Raw genomic sequence first — 14855 nt, 5'->3', positions numbered from 1 at the left:
GACAGACCCCGATGCGCCACACGCTAGGCCAACCGCCGCGAGAGAACCAGATCGCGCTCTCTCGAAAACCCTCGGAGCTAAGCCGTGGGCGAACCTTTCCGCCGCACCGGCACACGCCTGCCAGACTGTGCGCGTGGAAATCGCGATCGAGATCGTCTGCCTCGTCGCCGTGGTCGCGACCGGGGCCGCACTGGCCCGGCGGCTCGGGATCTCGGCGCCCCTGCTCCTGGTCGTGATCGGGATCGCGGTGTCCTACCTGCCGTTCGTACCGCGGTTCGAACTCTCGCCCGAAGTGGTTCTGATCGGGTTCCTGCCGCCGCTGCTGTACTCGGCGGCCCTCAAGACCAGCTGGGTCGACTTCTCCAAGCACCGCCGGTCCATCGGGCTGCTGTCCGTCGGCCTGGTCGCGTTCACCACGGTCGGCGTCGGGCTGGTCGCCTACTGGCTGATCAACCTGGGCGCGGAGGCCGACGGGCAGTCACGCCTTCCGCTCTGGGCCGCCTTCGCGATCGGCGCGGTCGTCGCCCCGCCCGATGCCGTCGCCGCCACTGCGATCGCGAAGAAGGTCGGCCTCCCCCGCCGGATCGTCACCATCCTCGAAGGCGAGAGCCTGGTGAACGACGCGACGGCGCTCGTCTGTCTGCGCGCCGCGATCGCAGCAGCCGCGGCGACCCCCACTGTCCTGGACGTCGGGCTCGACTTCCTCCGCGCGGCCGGCGGCGGTGTCGCGGTCGGGATGATCGTCGCGATCGTTCTGGCCAAGGTCCGCAAGCGGTTCACCGATCCGGTCCTCGACACCACCCTCAGCCTGACCGCGCCGTTCATCGCCTACATCGCGGCGGAGAGCGAGCCCGTGCATGCTTCCGGGGTGCTGGCGGTGGTGGTGACCGGCCTGATCCTCGGACACAAGGCGCCGCTGATCCAGTCGGCCGCGTCCCGGATCTCCGAACGGACCAACTGGCGGACGTTCCAGTTCCTGCTCGAGAACACGGTCTTCCTGCTGATCGGGCTGCAGACCCGCTGGATCCTCGACGATCTGACCAACAGCCCGCTCTCGACCATGACGATTGCCGTGGCCACGATCGGCGTCTTCCTCGCAGTCGTCCTGCTCCGGCCGATCTGGGTGTTCCCGACCACCTACCTGTCCCGCATGATCCTCGGCCGTTCCCGCCCCGGCCCGGTGACCGCGCAGAGCCTGGTGGTGGTCTCGTGGGCCGGTATGCGCGGCGTGGTCACGCTGGCGGCCGTTTTCGCGCTCCCCGAGGACACGCCGCATCGCGAGGTGCTCGTCTTCATAGCGCTCGCGGTGACCGCGGGCACCCTCCTGCTGCAGGGTTCCACGCTGCCTTGGCTGGTACGCCGGATGCGGCTGCCCGGCCCGGATCCCGCGGAGGACGCACTGCAGGAGGCCGCAGTACTGCAGGCTGCTCACAAGGCCGCCGAGGAGAAACTCGAGGCACTCCTCACCCCGGAGGTGCCAGAAGAGGTGATCGCGATGCTCCGGCAGCGTGGGGAGGCTCGGGCGCTGGCTGCCTGGGAGCGACTCGGGCGACCGGAATCGGAGTACGAGACCCCGAGCGAGGCCTATCGCCGGCTGCGGATGGCCATGTTGGAAGCCGAGCGCGCCCACATCCTGGAGGTCCGGGACGAGGGGCAGGTCGCCGACGAAGTCCTGCAGCGGGCCCAGGTCGTCCTTGATATCGAGGAGTCCATCCTGGATCGCGCGGAGTCCGACGACGTCGGCGGGCAGTCGGAGGACCTTCGGCTCCCACCGCATCCCGGCGGCGAGTGCGAACACCTGGCGGCGGCGCCGCTGGTCCGGACGCCCAACACACCCGACGGGTGTGAAGAATGCCTGGAGACGGGCAGCACCTGGGTGCACCTGCGGCTCTGTCTGGGGTGCGGTCATGTGGGGTGCTGCGACTCGTCCCCCAACCGGCATGCCAGCAAGCACTACGACGCCACCTCGCACCCCGTGATGCGCAGCTTCGAACCGGGTGAGAACTGGCGCTGGTGCTTCGTGGACGAGAAACTCGGCTGATGGCGGACTGTCTGTTCTGCTCGATCATCGCCGGCTCGACCCCGGCCCAGATCGTCCTGGACACGCCCGAGGTGGTCGGGTTCCTGGACGTCCGGCCGGTGTTCAAGGGCCACACCCTGATCGTGCCTCGCGAGCACATCGCGACGCTGGTCGAACTGCCGGACGAGCTGATGCTCCCGTTCTTCGGAGCCGCCCGCTCGGTCGCGGCAGCAGTCCGTACGGCGTTCGCGGCGCAGGGGTCGTTCGTTGCCGTGAACAACGTTGTCTCACAGTCAGTGCCGCACCTGCACGTGCACGTGGTACCGCGGACCAAGGGCGACGGGTTGCGCGGGTTCTTCTGGCCGCGGACGAAGTACGCCGACGACGCCGAGGCGGCGAGCTACGCCGAGAAACTCAGGGAAGCGCTCTCTGAGTGAGCTCGGCGGGCTCGCCGCCGGGACGCTTTACGGCCGGGCGGTCTCCCAGGCGATGGTGTTGGCCGACGTCATGTCATCGGCGGTCGCCGTACGGGCTGCGGCCGGGAGAGACGGCGGGGTGTCACCGGTCTGCTGGAGGCCGGGGTTGCGGTCCTCGATGGTGAAGGACGCGCGGGTGAAGACCTCGGCGTCCTTGGTCTTGACCGCGCGGACCGTACGGAAGTCGGCGACCAGCGACTCGCGAGTGATGGTGGTGTTCACGTAGCCGCGCAGGTTGTTCTGGAACTTCAGGTGCGGGTTCCAGCGCAGCCACGGGTGGGACCCGGAGGCCGAGTCAGCGCCGTCGCCGCCGGTGCTGATCGACGAGCAGACCAGCTCCGAGCCGACCGTGCGGGAGGTCGGGTCGTCGTAGTTCAGTTTCAGGTCCGAGGCCCAGTGCGCGTGCACGTCGCCGGTCAGGACGACAGGGTTGCGGACCCGGGCGTCCACCCAGCCGCGGGTGATCCGGTCCCGGGAGGCGACGTACCCGTCCCAGGAGTCCATCGAGGTCAGTTTGACCGGGCCCTCGGTGTTGTCGCGCTGGGCGAAGAAGACCTGCTGGCCGAGGATGTCCCAGCGCGCCTCCGACCGCCGGAACCCGTCGATCAGCCACTTCTCCTGCCGGGTGCCGGTGATGGACCGCTTCGGGTCGACCGCTGCCGGGCAGTCCTTGTACCCGTCATTGCAGCCCTGGTCGTCGCGGTACTGCCGGGTGTCGAGCATGTGGAACGTCGCCAGCTCGCCCCACTTCACCCGGCGGTAGAGCTGCATGTCGATGCCACGCGGTTTCGACGAGGCCCGCAGCGGCATGTTCTCGTAGTACGCCTGGAAGGCCGCGGCGCGGCGCTCCAGGAAACCTTCCTCCGGCTTCTCCGGCGTCTCGTCGGCCCAGTTGTTGTCGAGCTCGTGGTCGTCCCACACGACCAGCCAGGGCGCGACCGCGTGCGCCGCCTGCAGGTCCAGATCACTCTTGTACTGCGCATGCCGCTGCCGGTACGACGCGAGGTCCGTGGTCTCCGGGCCATCATGATCGCGGATGTTCCCGCCGGGCGCGACGTAGGTGTTCTTGGTGTACTCGTACTGGTAGTCCCCCAGGTGCAATACCAGGTCGGGGCGGTCCTCAGCCAACCGCCGGTACGCCGTGAACCAGCCGTGCTCGAACTGCGAGCAAGAGACGAACGACATCGCCAGCTCCCGCGGGGTGGTCCCGCGGGCCGGGGCAGTGAGCGCTCTCCCCGTTCCGGAGACGTGGCCTTCGGAGCGGAAGCGGTACCAGTACTCGCGGCTCGGCGAGAGGCCGTCGATCGTGACGTGCACCGAGTGAGCGTGTTCGGGACGGGCGACGGCAACCCCGGAACGCACGATGCGATGGAACCGCTCGTCGGTGGCGACCTGCCACTGGACGGCGTACGCGCGGTTCGGCACGCCACCCAAGCCGTCGTCGGCGAGCGGGTCGACGGCAAGGCGGGTCCAGAGCACGAACCCGTCCGGCCAGGGGTCGCCGCTCGCGACGCCGAGGGTGAACGGATCCTGCCGGACCGGCGTCGCGGCGGCAGTGGTCGCAGTGGTGAGAGCAGAGGCGGACAGGCCGGCCACCGCCGCAGTGGAAGCCAGGCCGGCTTTCAGGACGGATCTACGGGAGGTCTCCATGCCTTGACCGTCTCCACCCGGGGCAAGCAGCGCCCAACATCCAGATGGACAACAAGTGACACCACGCGACACCCGCGTTCTTAAGGCTTTCTGAAGCACGCCGGTGAAGATGGGCCTACAGTGCTAAACGAGGGAACAACCTTCCGCCGCTTCAACCACCGCGCTCCGGCGGTCCCCCACAGGTCGCCGGAGCTGCGGGTTCAACCGCGGGCGAGGATCTCGATCATGAACGCCTTCACGGTGGCGATGCTCGCCTTGCTCTTCGCACCGCTTACCTCGACGCCGGTCAGCAGACCGCCCTGTACGACTGCTGCATTCCAGATCGGCACGCCGCTGACGGACGCGCCGATAGCGAACGCTTGATCTCCGACCCCGTCGAGCACCTTGCGCCCCTTCGCCTTCTTGGCCGTGGCGATCGCGGTGATCTTCTTCGAGAACTCCGTATAGCGGTTGCCGTCGGCTCGCGTGATCGTGACGATGCCGCCGCCGGGCACCTTGGCGTTCACCGCTTTCGTCGTCTTCCAGGTGCAGACCGAGTACGCACCTTGCTTGCTCACCACGACCTTGCCCACCGCGAGTCCGAGGACGTCGCTGATCTCGGCGGTGCTGAACAGCTCGCACAATGCCGACCCGGTGACCCGCACCGGGGCCAGCGCCGGATCCTCGGTCGTCGGCACGTCCGTCGGCGACGAAGTCCTCGGCCCTGACGTCTTGGTGGGTCCGGCGCTCGTCGGCCCGTACGTACGGGTCTCCTCAGCCGCGCACCCCGTCAGGATCAGCGCCAGACCCAGCACGGCCGACGAAACCAGCGAGCCGCGGGATCGGCGTGATCCAGTAGTGATTTCCAACATTTCCCCCCGGAAACGGGCCCGGCCTCCGTCGGCCTGAGCGAGCATCAGCGTCCCAGCCCCGTGTTACGCCCGATCGCCCGTTCCGTGAACAGCTCAGCACAACCACCACTCAGCGAGGGTTCGCGGCCTCCCGCTCACGGACCGCTACCGGCAGGACGACACGTCGCGCGGGTCTGGCGTACGGACGGCCGCTGCTCATTCGCTGGACCAGCAGCTCCACCGCCTGTCGTGCCATCTCCTCCGACGGCAGGATGCCCTCGACGGCGGCGAGCCGGAGCAGATCGTAGGGCCCGCTGTCATCCATGCAGGCCAGGTCGATGTCCTCGGGCACCCGCAGCCCGAGCACCGACAGATCCTTGGCGGCCGCCGCCAGCACGTAGCCGTTGGCGCACAGCAGAACGCTCGGCGGCTCGGCCGAGCCGAGGAGACCCTTCAGCGCGGCAAGCCGTTCCTCCTCCGGCAACGACTCGTACGGACCGAGCACCGCGAGAGCCGGCCGGATCGGCAGTTGGTGGTCCCGCAGGGCCTGAACGTGGCCGGCCTGCCGCTCGACCACGCTGGTGCACTCGGTTTCTCCCCAGAGCGTGGCGATTCGCTCGTGCCCCTGCGCGATCAGGCGCTCGGTGAGCTGGCGGCCGAGGTCTTGGTTGTCCGCAACCACCGCGTCGGTCGGGACGTCCGGTCGGTAGCGGTCGAGCATCACCAGCGGCACCCGTCGCTGGCAGGCCTCGGCGATCACGTCGGCGTGCGCGCGTCCCTGCACGGGATAGAGGACGATGCCGTCGACGCCTTGCTCGTAGGCGCGCCGCAAGGCGTCTTCCTCGCGTGCGGTCGACTCGCCGGAGTTGAAGAGGAGGAGCTGGTAGCCCTGCTCGGCGCAGCTCGCCTCGACGGTGACCAGGATGTGCGCAAGGTGGGCGCCTCGCAGGCCATGCAGGCCGTTCACGATGCAAGCGACCGTCGCATGGTCGCGGGTGCCGGCGTTCCGGCGCCGGGCGGCCGGCTCGGCCACGAATGTCCCCTGGCCGCGCCGCCGAACCAGCACGCCGTCGGCCACGAGATCGTTGAGTGCCCGTACTGCGGTGATCGTGCTGACCGCGAACCGCTCACAGACCTCGCGCTGGGTCACGAACGGAACCGCGGGATCGAAAAGCCCCTCGTCGATCTCCGCAAGCAGGGCCTGCTTGATCTGCTGATAGAGCGGCGCCCTCTCGCTCACAGATCCTCCGATCGGTCGGTTGCCCAGAGCTTGACATGCTATGCCCGCTTAGTATGTTAAACCCGTCAGCCCGCCCCCCACTGGCAGTGAGGCCCATGAATCCCCATGCAGTGAAAACCGACGCCCCCCTTTCACTTCGCAGAAGCCCACGACCGTTGTACCTGTTGCTCACCATCGCCGTGATTGCCGCGTGTGTCCTGGTGGTGGTTCCCAGGACAGAATCTCGCGCCGCGGTCACGGCCGGTGCCACGACACCCTTCGTCACCGTCGAAGCCGAAACCGGAACGCTCGGCGGCGCCGCCCGCAAACGCTCCGTCAGCCCCGGCACGACGCCTCCGACCGTCGCCACCCTGGAGTTGGAGGCGTCCGGCTACGGGCTGGTCGAGTTGAAGAACACCGGCGATTCGGTGACGCTACCGAACAACACAGGCAAACCCGCCAACACGCTCGTGGTCCGTGCCTCGATTCCGGACGCACCGGCAGGCGGCGGCATCACCGCGTCGCTGAACCTGTACGTCAATGCAGCCTTCCGCCAGGCGATCACCTTGAGCTCGGCGCAGGCCTGGAACTACCGCAACGCGACCACGAATCCGGACGACCCGAACGCCGGCGGAATGCCCTACCGCTTCTACAACGAGTTCCCCCTCCGGGTCACGGGTGCTCCCATCGCCCCGGGCAGCACCCTCAAGCTCCAGAAGGACGCCGCGAACACGGCAGCGGTGTACGACGTCGATTCCGTCGACCTGGAGAACGTCGGGCCCGCGCTGGCCCAACCCGCCAACTCGCTGTCCGTCGTCACGTACGGCGCGGACCCGAACTTCAGCAAGGATTCGACCGCCGCCATCCAGAACACCGTGAATGCGGCGAAGTCGCAGGGCAAGTCGGTGTGGATTCCGCCGGGCAAGTACCTGACGAACAGCCTGTCCTCCAGCCTGTTGAACTTCACCGGCGCGACGGTGAAGGGCGCGGGGATGTGGTACTCGACCATCTACCGCAAGGTTCCCCTCCCGGCGACGTGGCGCTCCCAGATCCTGGTGGGCTCGGGAACCACGGTGACCGACCTTCAGATCGACTCGAATGCCATCTGGCGGGGCATCGGCGGGGCTGGTGGTTCCGATTATGGAGTCAACGCCAGCGGCGCGGGTGGCTGGTTGGTCGACCGGATCTGGACCCGCCACATCGACGCGAACTGGCTGTCCGGCACCAACGGGATCGCCCAGAACAGCCGGACCGCGGACAGCTACGGCGACGGCTTCAACGCCAACAACGGCAACACCGCGAACCCGGACAAGCTCGGCCACAACATCACCATCCGGAACAACTTCGCCCGCGGTACCGGCGACGACTCCTTCGCGACGTACTCCGACGCGGGCGCGAGCGGCACCAACGGCCAGATGATCGGTACGAAGATCCTCAACAACACCGCGGTCGCTCCCTGGTGGGCGAACGGCATCCGCATCGCCGGCGGGCGGAACGTCGAGGTGAAGAACAACCTCGTCAACAGCGTGTCCTCGAACAATGCGATGGACATCTCGGTGTTCGGGGACACAGGTCACCCGCTGGAGTCCTCGACGGTCAGCGGCAACGTGCTGATCGGCGGTGGTGGCTGGAACAGCGTCCGGTACGGCGTCCACATCGGCTCGCCGTCACCCACTTCGCTGTTCCCAACCGCCTTCACCAACGTCACGATGTCCGACAACGTCATCCGCGGCTCCCTGCGGGCGGGCCTGTTCGTCGATCTGACCCGCAACAACGTGACTCTGACGAACAACGTGATCGACCGTCCGGCCCAGCAGGGCATCTTGATCAGGTCGGGAGTCACCGGCACCGGCAACTTCACCCGCAACACCGTGCAGAACCTGCTCGCAGGCAAGATTCCCTATCAGAACGACTCGGCGAGCACCTTCAAGACCACGCTGACCTGCAACTCCTGGCAACCGGCCTGTTAAGCAATCAGGTCAGCTCGCGGTCGAGCCTGCGCTCCAGCCTCTCCAGCGCACGCTCGACCGCGGCGCGAACGGCGGCATCCGGATCGTCCCTGAGCTCCTCGATCGCCGCCACATGCTCGTACTCCCCCGCCGCACCGACAGCCCGTACGGCGACCACTCGGACGCGAGGGAGTTCGTAGTCGAGCATCGGCAGCAACGCGTCCACCAATTGCCCGAGCTCACGTTGAGCCGTGATCCGGGCAACGTGTTCCCGCACCCGCCAATGCGAATCGTCCGCTGCCACGAGCAGCGCATCGACCACGTCGTCTCGCCAGACGTAGAGGAACGCCCTGGCCGCCCACACCCGAACCCAGTAGTGATTGACCGGATCGTCGTACTTCCACCCACCCATGTCCGGAGCGATCCAGCGGACTCTCACCGCCTCCGGTCCGAAAGCCTCCTGGCCGGAGATCCGACCGGTCATCAACGCGATGCACAGGTCGATCACCTCGTCCTCGCCGTGCTCCGCACAGGCGGCACTGATCACTTCACGCGGATGCCTCTCGTCGGCCATGCCCGAAGTAAAGCACCGACAACTACGGGTGAAGTACGGGCAGCGCGGTGACAGTGGCGATTCCTAACCTCGGTGCGAAGCCGCGTGTCGAGCGGCCAGTGTGTTGAGGGGAACCAGATGAGGCAAGCAGTACGCGTCACCGCAGTACTCGCCGCTGGAGGGATGGCCGTCGTGGCCCTGACCACCAGCAGCAACGCCCAGTCAGTGAACGATCAGAGCGTCCAGGCGGCCAACCTGAGTGCGGCCCGCCACGCTGCGGCGGCCGCCGACGACGATCACAGCGACACCGTCTACGTCACCAGCAAGGCCAAGGACGGCACGGTCAGCGTGACGATCTACGACCCGGCCAAGGGAGTGACACCGGATCAGCTCCGGGACAAGCTCCGCCGCAGCGGGGTCACCGGAGTACTCGACAAGGGACAGGAGCCGCCCACCACACAGCCCAACCAGAAGCAGGGCCTGCTGGTCGCCTGTCTCAGCTTCGGCACCGCCCACCAGTGGTGCGACCGCCGCTGGAACTACGGCGGCTTCCGTGACCCGCAGGTCTACTTCCTCGACCACACATCGTCGGCCTGGCCGGTCAATGCTGCGGTGAACGTCTGGAACGAAGCAGTCGGCATCGACTCCTATTACCGCTGGTACACCGCGGGCTGCCCAAGCGGCAGGCACTGTGTCAACGTCTACAACGGACGCTATGGCATCAACGACTGGTACGGCCAGACCACTTGGGCACCTGGCACCCAGGGCCCGGTCACCGTCCGGCTGAACGACAGCTACTCGCTGACGGCCAACGAGCACCGCACCGTCACCTGCCACGAACTCGGCCACGCGCTGTCCCTTCACCACAACACTGCCAGCGGGAGCTGTCTGAAATCGGGTACCTACATCTCGCTACGCCCGAACATCTACGACTACGAGCTCCTGAAGCGGATCTACCCGCTGTCCGGCACCTGAGCACGTAGCAAACTGACAAGCCGGGGCGGCACCTACTACGGGTGTCGCCCCGGCCCTGCCTAGAGGACCGAGCGCAGGATGACCGCCACAGACGACAGCGCGGCCAGCAGCAGGACGGCCTGACGAAGCCGAGGCCCTCGGAGCCGCTTCTGCAGCGGAACTGCGAGTCCGAAGCCGACCGCCAACGCCGGGACCCACGTAGCGCCGTACAGCAACTGGTGGCCGGTCAACTGGCCACCAATCGCCAGCGCTGCGAGCGAAACGATCGAGCCGATCAGGAAGAACGCAGCCAGTGTGGCCCGCAAGCGGGAGCCCTGCTCGTGCTGTAAAACCACCGCGGCCGGCGGCCCACCGATCGACGCGGCAGTCGCCGAGACACCGGCGACCGCACCCGCGATCACCAGGTTCCGCCGGGTGGCCCGGACCTCCAACCGCCAGGCGGTCAGGCAGACAGCAGCCAGCACGACCACACCGACGACAGCCCCGATCGCCCGGGCCGACAGCCAGCCGAGCACCAGCACACCGAGCGGAGTGGTGACCACCCTTGCGCCGGTGAGCCAGCTGGCCTGGTTCCACGCGACGTGACGCCACTCGTGCGCCAGCGTCATTGCCGGCATCACCATGCCGAGCACGAGCATCCCGCCCGGCATCAAGGACGGATCGAGCAGCGCGACCACGGGAGCCGCTACCAGCGACAGTCCGAGCCCGAGCGTCCCCTGCACGAGTGCCGCGATGACAATAGAAAGACCGCCTAACAGCAGGATGTGTAACTCCACGCTGTAGGCGGCCTCTCTGTAGGTCAGTTGGCGATCAGCGAGCGCAACACGTACTGCAGGATGCCGCCGTTGCGGTAGTAGTCCGCCTCGCCGGGAGTGTCGATCCGGACCACCGCGTCGAACTCCTTGACCGAACCGTCCGTGCCGGTGACCTTCACGTGCACCGTGCGGGGAACGTCGCCGTCGTTCAGCGCCGTGACTCCGGTGATGTCGAAGGTCTCCTCGCCCGTCAGGCCCAGGGACTCCGCGTTCTCGCCCTCGGGGTACTGCAGCGGCAGCACGCCCATGCCGATCAGGTTCGACCGGTGGATCCGCTCGAACGACTCGGTGATGACCGCCTTCGCCCCAAGGAGCGCAGTACCCTTCGCTGCCCAGTCACGGGAAGAGCCGGAGCCGTACTCCTTGCCGGCCAGGATCACCAGCGGCGTACCGGCTTCGGCGTACGACTCGGCGGCCTCGTAGATGCTCGTGACCGGCGCGTCGTCCTTGGTGAAGTCGCGGGTGAAGCCGCCCTCGGTGCCCGGTGCGATCTGGTTGCGCAGCCGGATGTTGGCGAACGTGCCCCGGATCATCACCTCATGGTTGCCGCGGCGCGAGCCGTACGAGTTGAAGTCCTTGCGGTCCACGCCGTGCTCGGCCAGGTACTTGCCGGCCGGGCCGTCGGCCTTGATCGAACCGGCCGGGGAGATGTGGTCCGTGGTGACCGAGTCGCCGAGCTTCGCGAGCACCCGGGCGCCGGCGATGTCGGTGACCGGCGACGGCTCCTTGGCCATCCCGTCGAAGTACGGAGGCTTGCGCACGTACGTCGAGTCGGCATCCCAGGCGAAGGTCTTGCCCTCGGGCGTCGGCAGCGACGTCCAGCGCTCGTCACCGGCGAACACGTCGGCGTAGTCCTTGGTGAACATCTCCTTGCTGATCGAGGAGGCGATCACCTTCTCCACCTCGTCCGCAGCCGGCCAGATGTCCTTCAGGAACACGTCGTTGCCAGCAGTGTCCTTGCCCAGGGCATCGGTCTCGAAGTCGAAGTCCATCGTCCCGGCCAGCGCGTAGGCGATCACCAGCGGCGGCGAGGCGAGGTAGTTCATCTTCACGTCCGGGTTGATCCGGCCCTCGAAGTTGCGGTTGCCGGACAGCACCGAGACGACGGCCAGGTCGGCCTCCTGGACCCCGGCCGAGACCTCCTCGGGCAGCGGGCCCGAGTTGCCGATGCAGGTGGTGCAGCCGTAGCCGACCAGCTGGAAGCCCAGCTTGTCCAGGTACGGCGTGACGCCGGCCTTCTCGTAGTAGTCCGTGACGACCTTCGAGCCCGGCGCCAGCGACGTCTTCACCCACGGCTTGCTCGACAGACCCTTGTCGACCGCGTTCTTCGCGAGCAGCGCGGCCGCCATCATCACGGACGGGTTCGAGGTGTTGGTGCAGGAGGTGATGCTGGCGATCACCACGTGGCCGTGGTCGAGCTCGGTCTCGGCGCCGTTCAGGGTGATCTTGGTCTTCTTGGACGGACGGCCCGCGCCACCGTGCGGCACGTGCGGCTCGTCGTTCACGTTGCCGTGGCCGTTCGGCGCGTCGCTGGCCGGGAAGCTACCGGTCTCCGACGGGTCGACCTCGAGCTCCTCGGTCGCGTAGTCGTCCAGCGCGCCGCGGAAGGCCTCCTTGGCCTCGGACAGCGAGACCCGGTCCTGCGGCCGCTTCGGGCCGGCGATCGACGGGACGACGGTGGACAGATCCAGCTCGAGGTACTCCGAGAAGCGGGGCTCGACCGACACGTCGTGCCACAGGCCCTGCTCCTTGGCGTAGGCCTCGACCAGGGCGACATCGGCGTCCGAGCGACCGGTCAGCCGCAGGTAGTCCAGGGTGATGTCGTCGATCGGGAAGATCGCGCAAGTCGAACCGAACTCCGGGCTCATGTTGCCGATGGTGGCGCGGTTCGCCAGCGGCACCGCCCCGACGCCCTCGCCGTAGAACTCGACGAACTTCCCGACCACGCCGTGCTTGCGCAGTTGCTGGGTGATGGTCAGCACCACGTCGGTCGCGGTGGCGCCGGCGGGGACCGAGCCGGTCAGCTTGAAGCCGACGACCTTGGGGATCAGCATCGAGACGGGCTGACCGAGCATGGCCGCCTCGGCCTCGATACCGCCGACGCCCCAGCCCAGGACGCCGAGGCCGTTCACCATCGTGGTGTGACTGTCCGTGCCGACACAGGTGTCGGGGTACGCCACGCCGTCACGAACCATCACGGTCCGGGCCAGGTGCTCGATGTTCACCTGGTGCACGATGCCCGTGCCCGGCGGCACCACCCTGAAGTCGTCGAACGCGGTCTGGCCCCAGCGGAGGAACTGGTACCGCTCGCCGTTGCGCTGGTACTCGAACTCGACGTTGCGCTCGAACGCGTCCGCGCGGCCGAAGACGTCGGTGATGACCGAGTGGTCGATCACCAGCTCGGCCGGCGCCAGCGGGTTGATCTTGGCCGGGTCACCGCCCAGCTCGGCGACTGCCTCGCGCATGGTGGCGAGGTCGACCACACACGGCACGCCGGTGAAGTCCTGCATGATCACCCGGGCCGGGGTGAACTGGATCTCGGTGTCGGGCACCGCGTTCGCATCCCAGTTGCCCAGCTTGGTGATGTGCTCGGCGGTGATGTTCGCGCCGTCCTCGGTGCGCAGCAGGTTCTCGAGCAGCACCTTGAGGGAGTACGGGAGCGTCTCGGCTCCTTCGATACCCGCCAACCTGAAGATCTCGTACGACTGTCCGCTGACCTCGAGTGCACCCTTGGCACCGAAGCTGTCGACGCTGGCCATCAACCTGCTCCTCTATCCGGTCCTGTATCCGCTGAAGCACATCCTGCCGAGCATCCCACCCGGCCGCGAGGTCAGGATGCCCTAACCTCGCTCACCAAACTCTCTCGACATCAAGATACACGACATCGAGCCACTTCCGGCACCCCGAACAGGGCCGCTGCAGGGAGCGGGTCAGGAAACCTGCGGCAGGATCTCGGACGCGATCAGGTCCAGGTGGTCCAGGTCCGACAGGTCCATCACCTGCAGATAGGACCGGTCCGTGCCGAGCTCCGCCAACTGCCCGAGCCGGTCGACCACCTGGGCCGGAGTACCGACCAGCGGGTTGTCCGCCATCTGATCGACATCCCGCCCGATCGCCGCCGCCCGCCTCCGCACCTCGGCGTCGTCCTTGCCCACGACAACGGTGTTCGCCACTGAGAGCGCCAGCGTCCCCGGGTCCCGGCCGGCCACCCGGCACGCCTCCCGCACCCGCTCGAACAGCACGCCGGTCTCCTCGATCGACTTGAACCCGGCGTTGAATTCACTCGCGTACTGCGCGGCGAGGGCGGGCGTCCGCTTCTTGCCCGCGCCGCCGACGATGATCGGCGGGTGCGGCTGCTGCACCGGCTTCGGCAGCGCCGGCGAATCCTTCAGCTGGTAGTGCTCGCCCGCGAAGTTGTACTTCTCCCCCACCGGCGTGTCCCACAGCCCGGTGATCAGCTCGAGCTGCTCACTCAGCAGCTCGAACCGCCCGACCGTGTCCGGAAAGTCCAGCCCGTACGCCGCGTGCTCGGCCTCGTACCACCCCGCGCCCAGCCCGAGTTCGGCGCGACCGCCACTCATCTGGTCCACCTGGGCCACGCTGATCGCCAGTACGCCCGGGTTCCGGAACGTCGCCGAACTGACGAGCGTGCCGAGCTTGATCCGGCTGGTCTCCCGCGCCAGGCCGGCCAGCGTGATCCAGGAGTCCGTCGGCCCGGGCAGCCCGTCGGAGTCGCCCATCACCAGATAGTGGTCGGAACGGAAGAACGCGTCGAAGCCGCACTCCTCCGTTTTGCGCGCGACCGCGAGCAGATCGTCGTAGGAAGCACCTTGCTGGGGTTCGGTGAAGATCCTGAGAAGCATGCTGACAACGTTATCCCGTGCCGCCGGACACCAACCCAGCGATCTCGCAGGACGTACCGCTTCCCTCGACGGTCCCGCTATCTCGCAGTGATGTAGAGCTTCTCCAGGTACGACGGCTGCCAGTCGGGCCCGCGCCGGTAGAGCCGCCGGACCAGCCCCTGGACGTCGAGCCGCGGCGCGATCGGGTTGTCCCACCAGTCCGGCACCTGGTCGTACCACCGATCGATCCGCAAGGTCCGCCCCGCCGCATCGATCCGCGCGAACAACCAACCGCCCTGCACGTCCTCGGCCTCCGCCAGCCACAGCTCACCGAGCAACTCACTCAACAACTCAGCCCCGTACTGCGGGTCGTCGACCTCCGGCGGTTCCAGATCGAACCGGTACGACGGCGCGGCCGGATCAAGCACCTGCACCTGGATCGTGAACCCGGACGGCACAATCCTCGTCCGAGCCCGGCACCACTCCCGCAGAGCCCCCAAGGCGGCCGTCTCCCGAGGCCGAGGCC

Annotated in this window: 12 protein-coding genes; 4 read left to right on the top strand and 8 right to left on the bottom strand. The window is 67.7% G+C overall.

From position 1 onward, the window contains the following. Window positions 1-133 precede the first annotated feature (133 nt). Both VFG33_RS23270 and VFG33_RS23265 read left to right on the top strand, forming a co-directional pair. The gene (locus VFG33_RS23270; protein ID WP_325055048.1) at window positions 134-2041 is read left to right on the top strand and encodes a Na+/H+ antiporter; all 1908 of its coding nucleotides are present in this window, start codon (window positions 134-136) and stop codon (window positions 2039-2041) included. Beyond that, on the top strand, window positions 2041-2457 hold the full coding sequence (locus VFG33_RS23265; protein WP_325055047.1) for an HIT family protein: 417 nt from the start codon (window positions 2041-2043) through the stop codon (window positions 2455-2457). Before VFG33_RS23270 ends, VFG33_RS23265 begins: the two co-directional genes overlap by 1 nt. A gap of 27 nt (window positions 2458-2484) precedes the next feature. Here VFG33_RS23265 and VFG33_RS23260 read toward each other — a convergent pair whose 3' ends face one another. The 3 genes from VFG33_RS23260 to VFG33_RS23250 form a co-directional block, all read right to left on the bottom strand. Continuing rightward, window positions 2485-4146 carry an alkaline phosphatase D family protein gene (locus tag VFG33_RS23260; protein ID WP_325055046.1) on the bottom strand — a complete coding sequence of 554 codons (1662 nt, stop codon included), beginning with the start codon at window positions 4144-4146 and terminating at the stop codon, window positions 2485-2487. Between the two features lie 200 nt (window positions 4147-4346). Beyond that, complete coding sequence (locus VFG33_RS23255) at window positions 4347-4997, bottom strand: DUF3558 domain-containing protein (RefSeq protein WP_325055045.1); 651 nt, start codon at window positions 4995-4997, stop codon at window positions 4347-4349. 109 nt (window positions 4998-5106) lie between these two features. Beyond that, window positions 5107-6216, bottom strand: a complete 1110-nt coding sequence (locus VFG33_RS23250) for a LacI family DNA-binding transcriptional regulator (protein ID WP_325055044.1) — start codon at window positions 6214-6216, stop codon at window positions 5107-5109. 164 nt (window positions 6217-6380) lie between these two features. Between VFG33_RS23250 and VFG33_RS23245 the strand changes: the two genes are divergently transcribed. Next, window positions 6381-8165 (top strand): glycosyl hydrolase family 28-related protein, encoded by a 1785-nt coding sequence (locus VFG33_RS23245; RefSeq protein WP_325055043.1) that lies wholly within the window; start codon window positions 6381-6383, stop codon window positions 8163-8165. 4 nt (window positions 8166-8169) lie between these two features. On the opposite strand, the gene VFG33_RS23240 is transcribed toward VFG33_RS23245, so the two are convergent. After that, complete coding sequence (locus VFG33_RS23240; protein ID WP_325055042.1) at window positions 8170-8718, bottom strand: HEAT repeat domain-containing protein; 549 nt, start codon at window positions 8716-8718, stop codon at window positions 8170-8172. 117 nt (window positions 8719-8835) lie between these two features. On the opposite strand from VFG33_RS23240, the gene VFG33_RS23235 reads away from it, so the two are divergent. Next, window positions 8836-9672, top strand: a complete 837-nt coding sequence (locus VFG33_RS23235) for a zinc metalloprotease (protein WP_325055041.1) — start codon at window positions 8836-8838, stop codon at window positions 9670-9672. 59 nt (window positions 9673-9731) lie between these two features. Here the strand turns inward: VFG33_RS23235 and VFG33_RS23230 are convergent, their stop codons facing one another. From VFG33_RS23230 to VFG33_RS23215, 4 genes are all read right to left on the bottom strand, one after another. Beyond that, window positions 9732-10448, bottom strand: coding sequence for a sulfite exporter TauE/SafE family protein (locus tag VFG33_RS23230; protein WP_325055040.1), 717 nt, complete (start codon window positions 10446-10448; stop codon window positions 9732-9734). Between the two features lie 23 nt (window positions 10449-10471). Continuing rightward, entirely contained in the window at window positions 10472-13246 is a 2775-nt protein-coding gene (gene acnA / locus VFG33_RS23225) for an aconitate hydratase AcnA (protein ID WP_325055039.1), read from the bottom strand. Between the two features lie 171 nt (window positions 13247-13417). After that, window positions 13418-14350 carry an LLM class F420-dependent oxidoreductase gene (locus VFG33_RS23220; RefSeq protein WP_325055038.1) on the bottom strand — a complete coding sequence of 311 codons (933 nt, stop codon included), beginning with the start codon at window positions 14348-14350 and terminating at the stop codon, window positions 13418-13420. A gap of 77 nt (window positions 14351-14427) precedes the next feature. Further along, on the bottom strand, window positions 14428-14855 hold a 428-nt coding region (locus VFG33_RS23215; protein WP_325055037.1), incomplete at its 5' end, for a hypothetical protein.

The organism is Kribbella sp. (genome assembly GCF_035687465.1).
Classification (GTDB): Bacteria; Actinomycetota; Actinomycetes; order Propionibacteriales; family Kribbellaceae; genus Kribbella.
This window is presented reverse-complemented; position numbering and strand designations above follow the sequence as displayed.

What these genes read in the sequence shown, in the direction of transcription:
- VFG33_RS23235 (WP_325055041.1), top strand. Translation starts at nt 8,836, where the DNA reads ATGAGGCAAGCAGTACGCGTCACCGCAGTACTCGCCGCTGGAGGGATG.
- VFG33_RS23260 (WP_325055046.1), bottom strand. Translation starts at nt 4,146, where the DNA reads ATGGAGACCTCCCGTAGATCCGTCCTGAAAGCCGGCCTGGCTTCCACT.
- VFG33_RS23265 (WP_325055047.1), top strand. Translation starts at nt 2,041, where the DNA reads ATGGCGGACTGTCTGTTCTGCTCGATCATCGCCGGCTCGACCCCGGCC.
- VFG33_RS23240 (WP_325055042.1), bottom strand. Translation starts at nt 8,718, where the DNA reads ATGGCCGACGAGAGGCATCCGCGTGAAGTGATCAGTGCCGCCTGTGCG.
- acnA (WP_325055039.1), bottom strand. Translation starts at nt 13,246, where the DNA reads ATGGCCAGCGTCGACAGCTTCGGTGCCAAGGGTGCACTCGAGGTCAGC.
- VFG33_RS23220 (WP_325055038.1), bottom strand. Translation starts at nt 14,350, where the DNA reads ATGCTTCTCAGGATCTTCACCGAACCCCAGCAAGGTGCTTCCTACGAC.
- VFG33_RS23255 (WP_325055045.1), bottom strand. Translation starts at nt 4,997, where the DNA reads ATGTTGGAAATCACTACTGGATCACGCCGATCCCGCGGCTCGCTGGTT.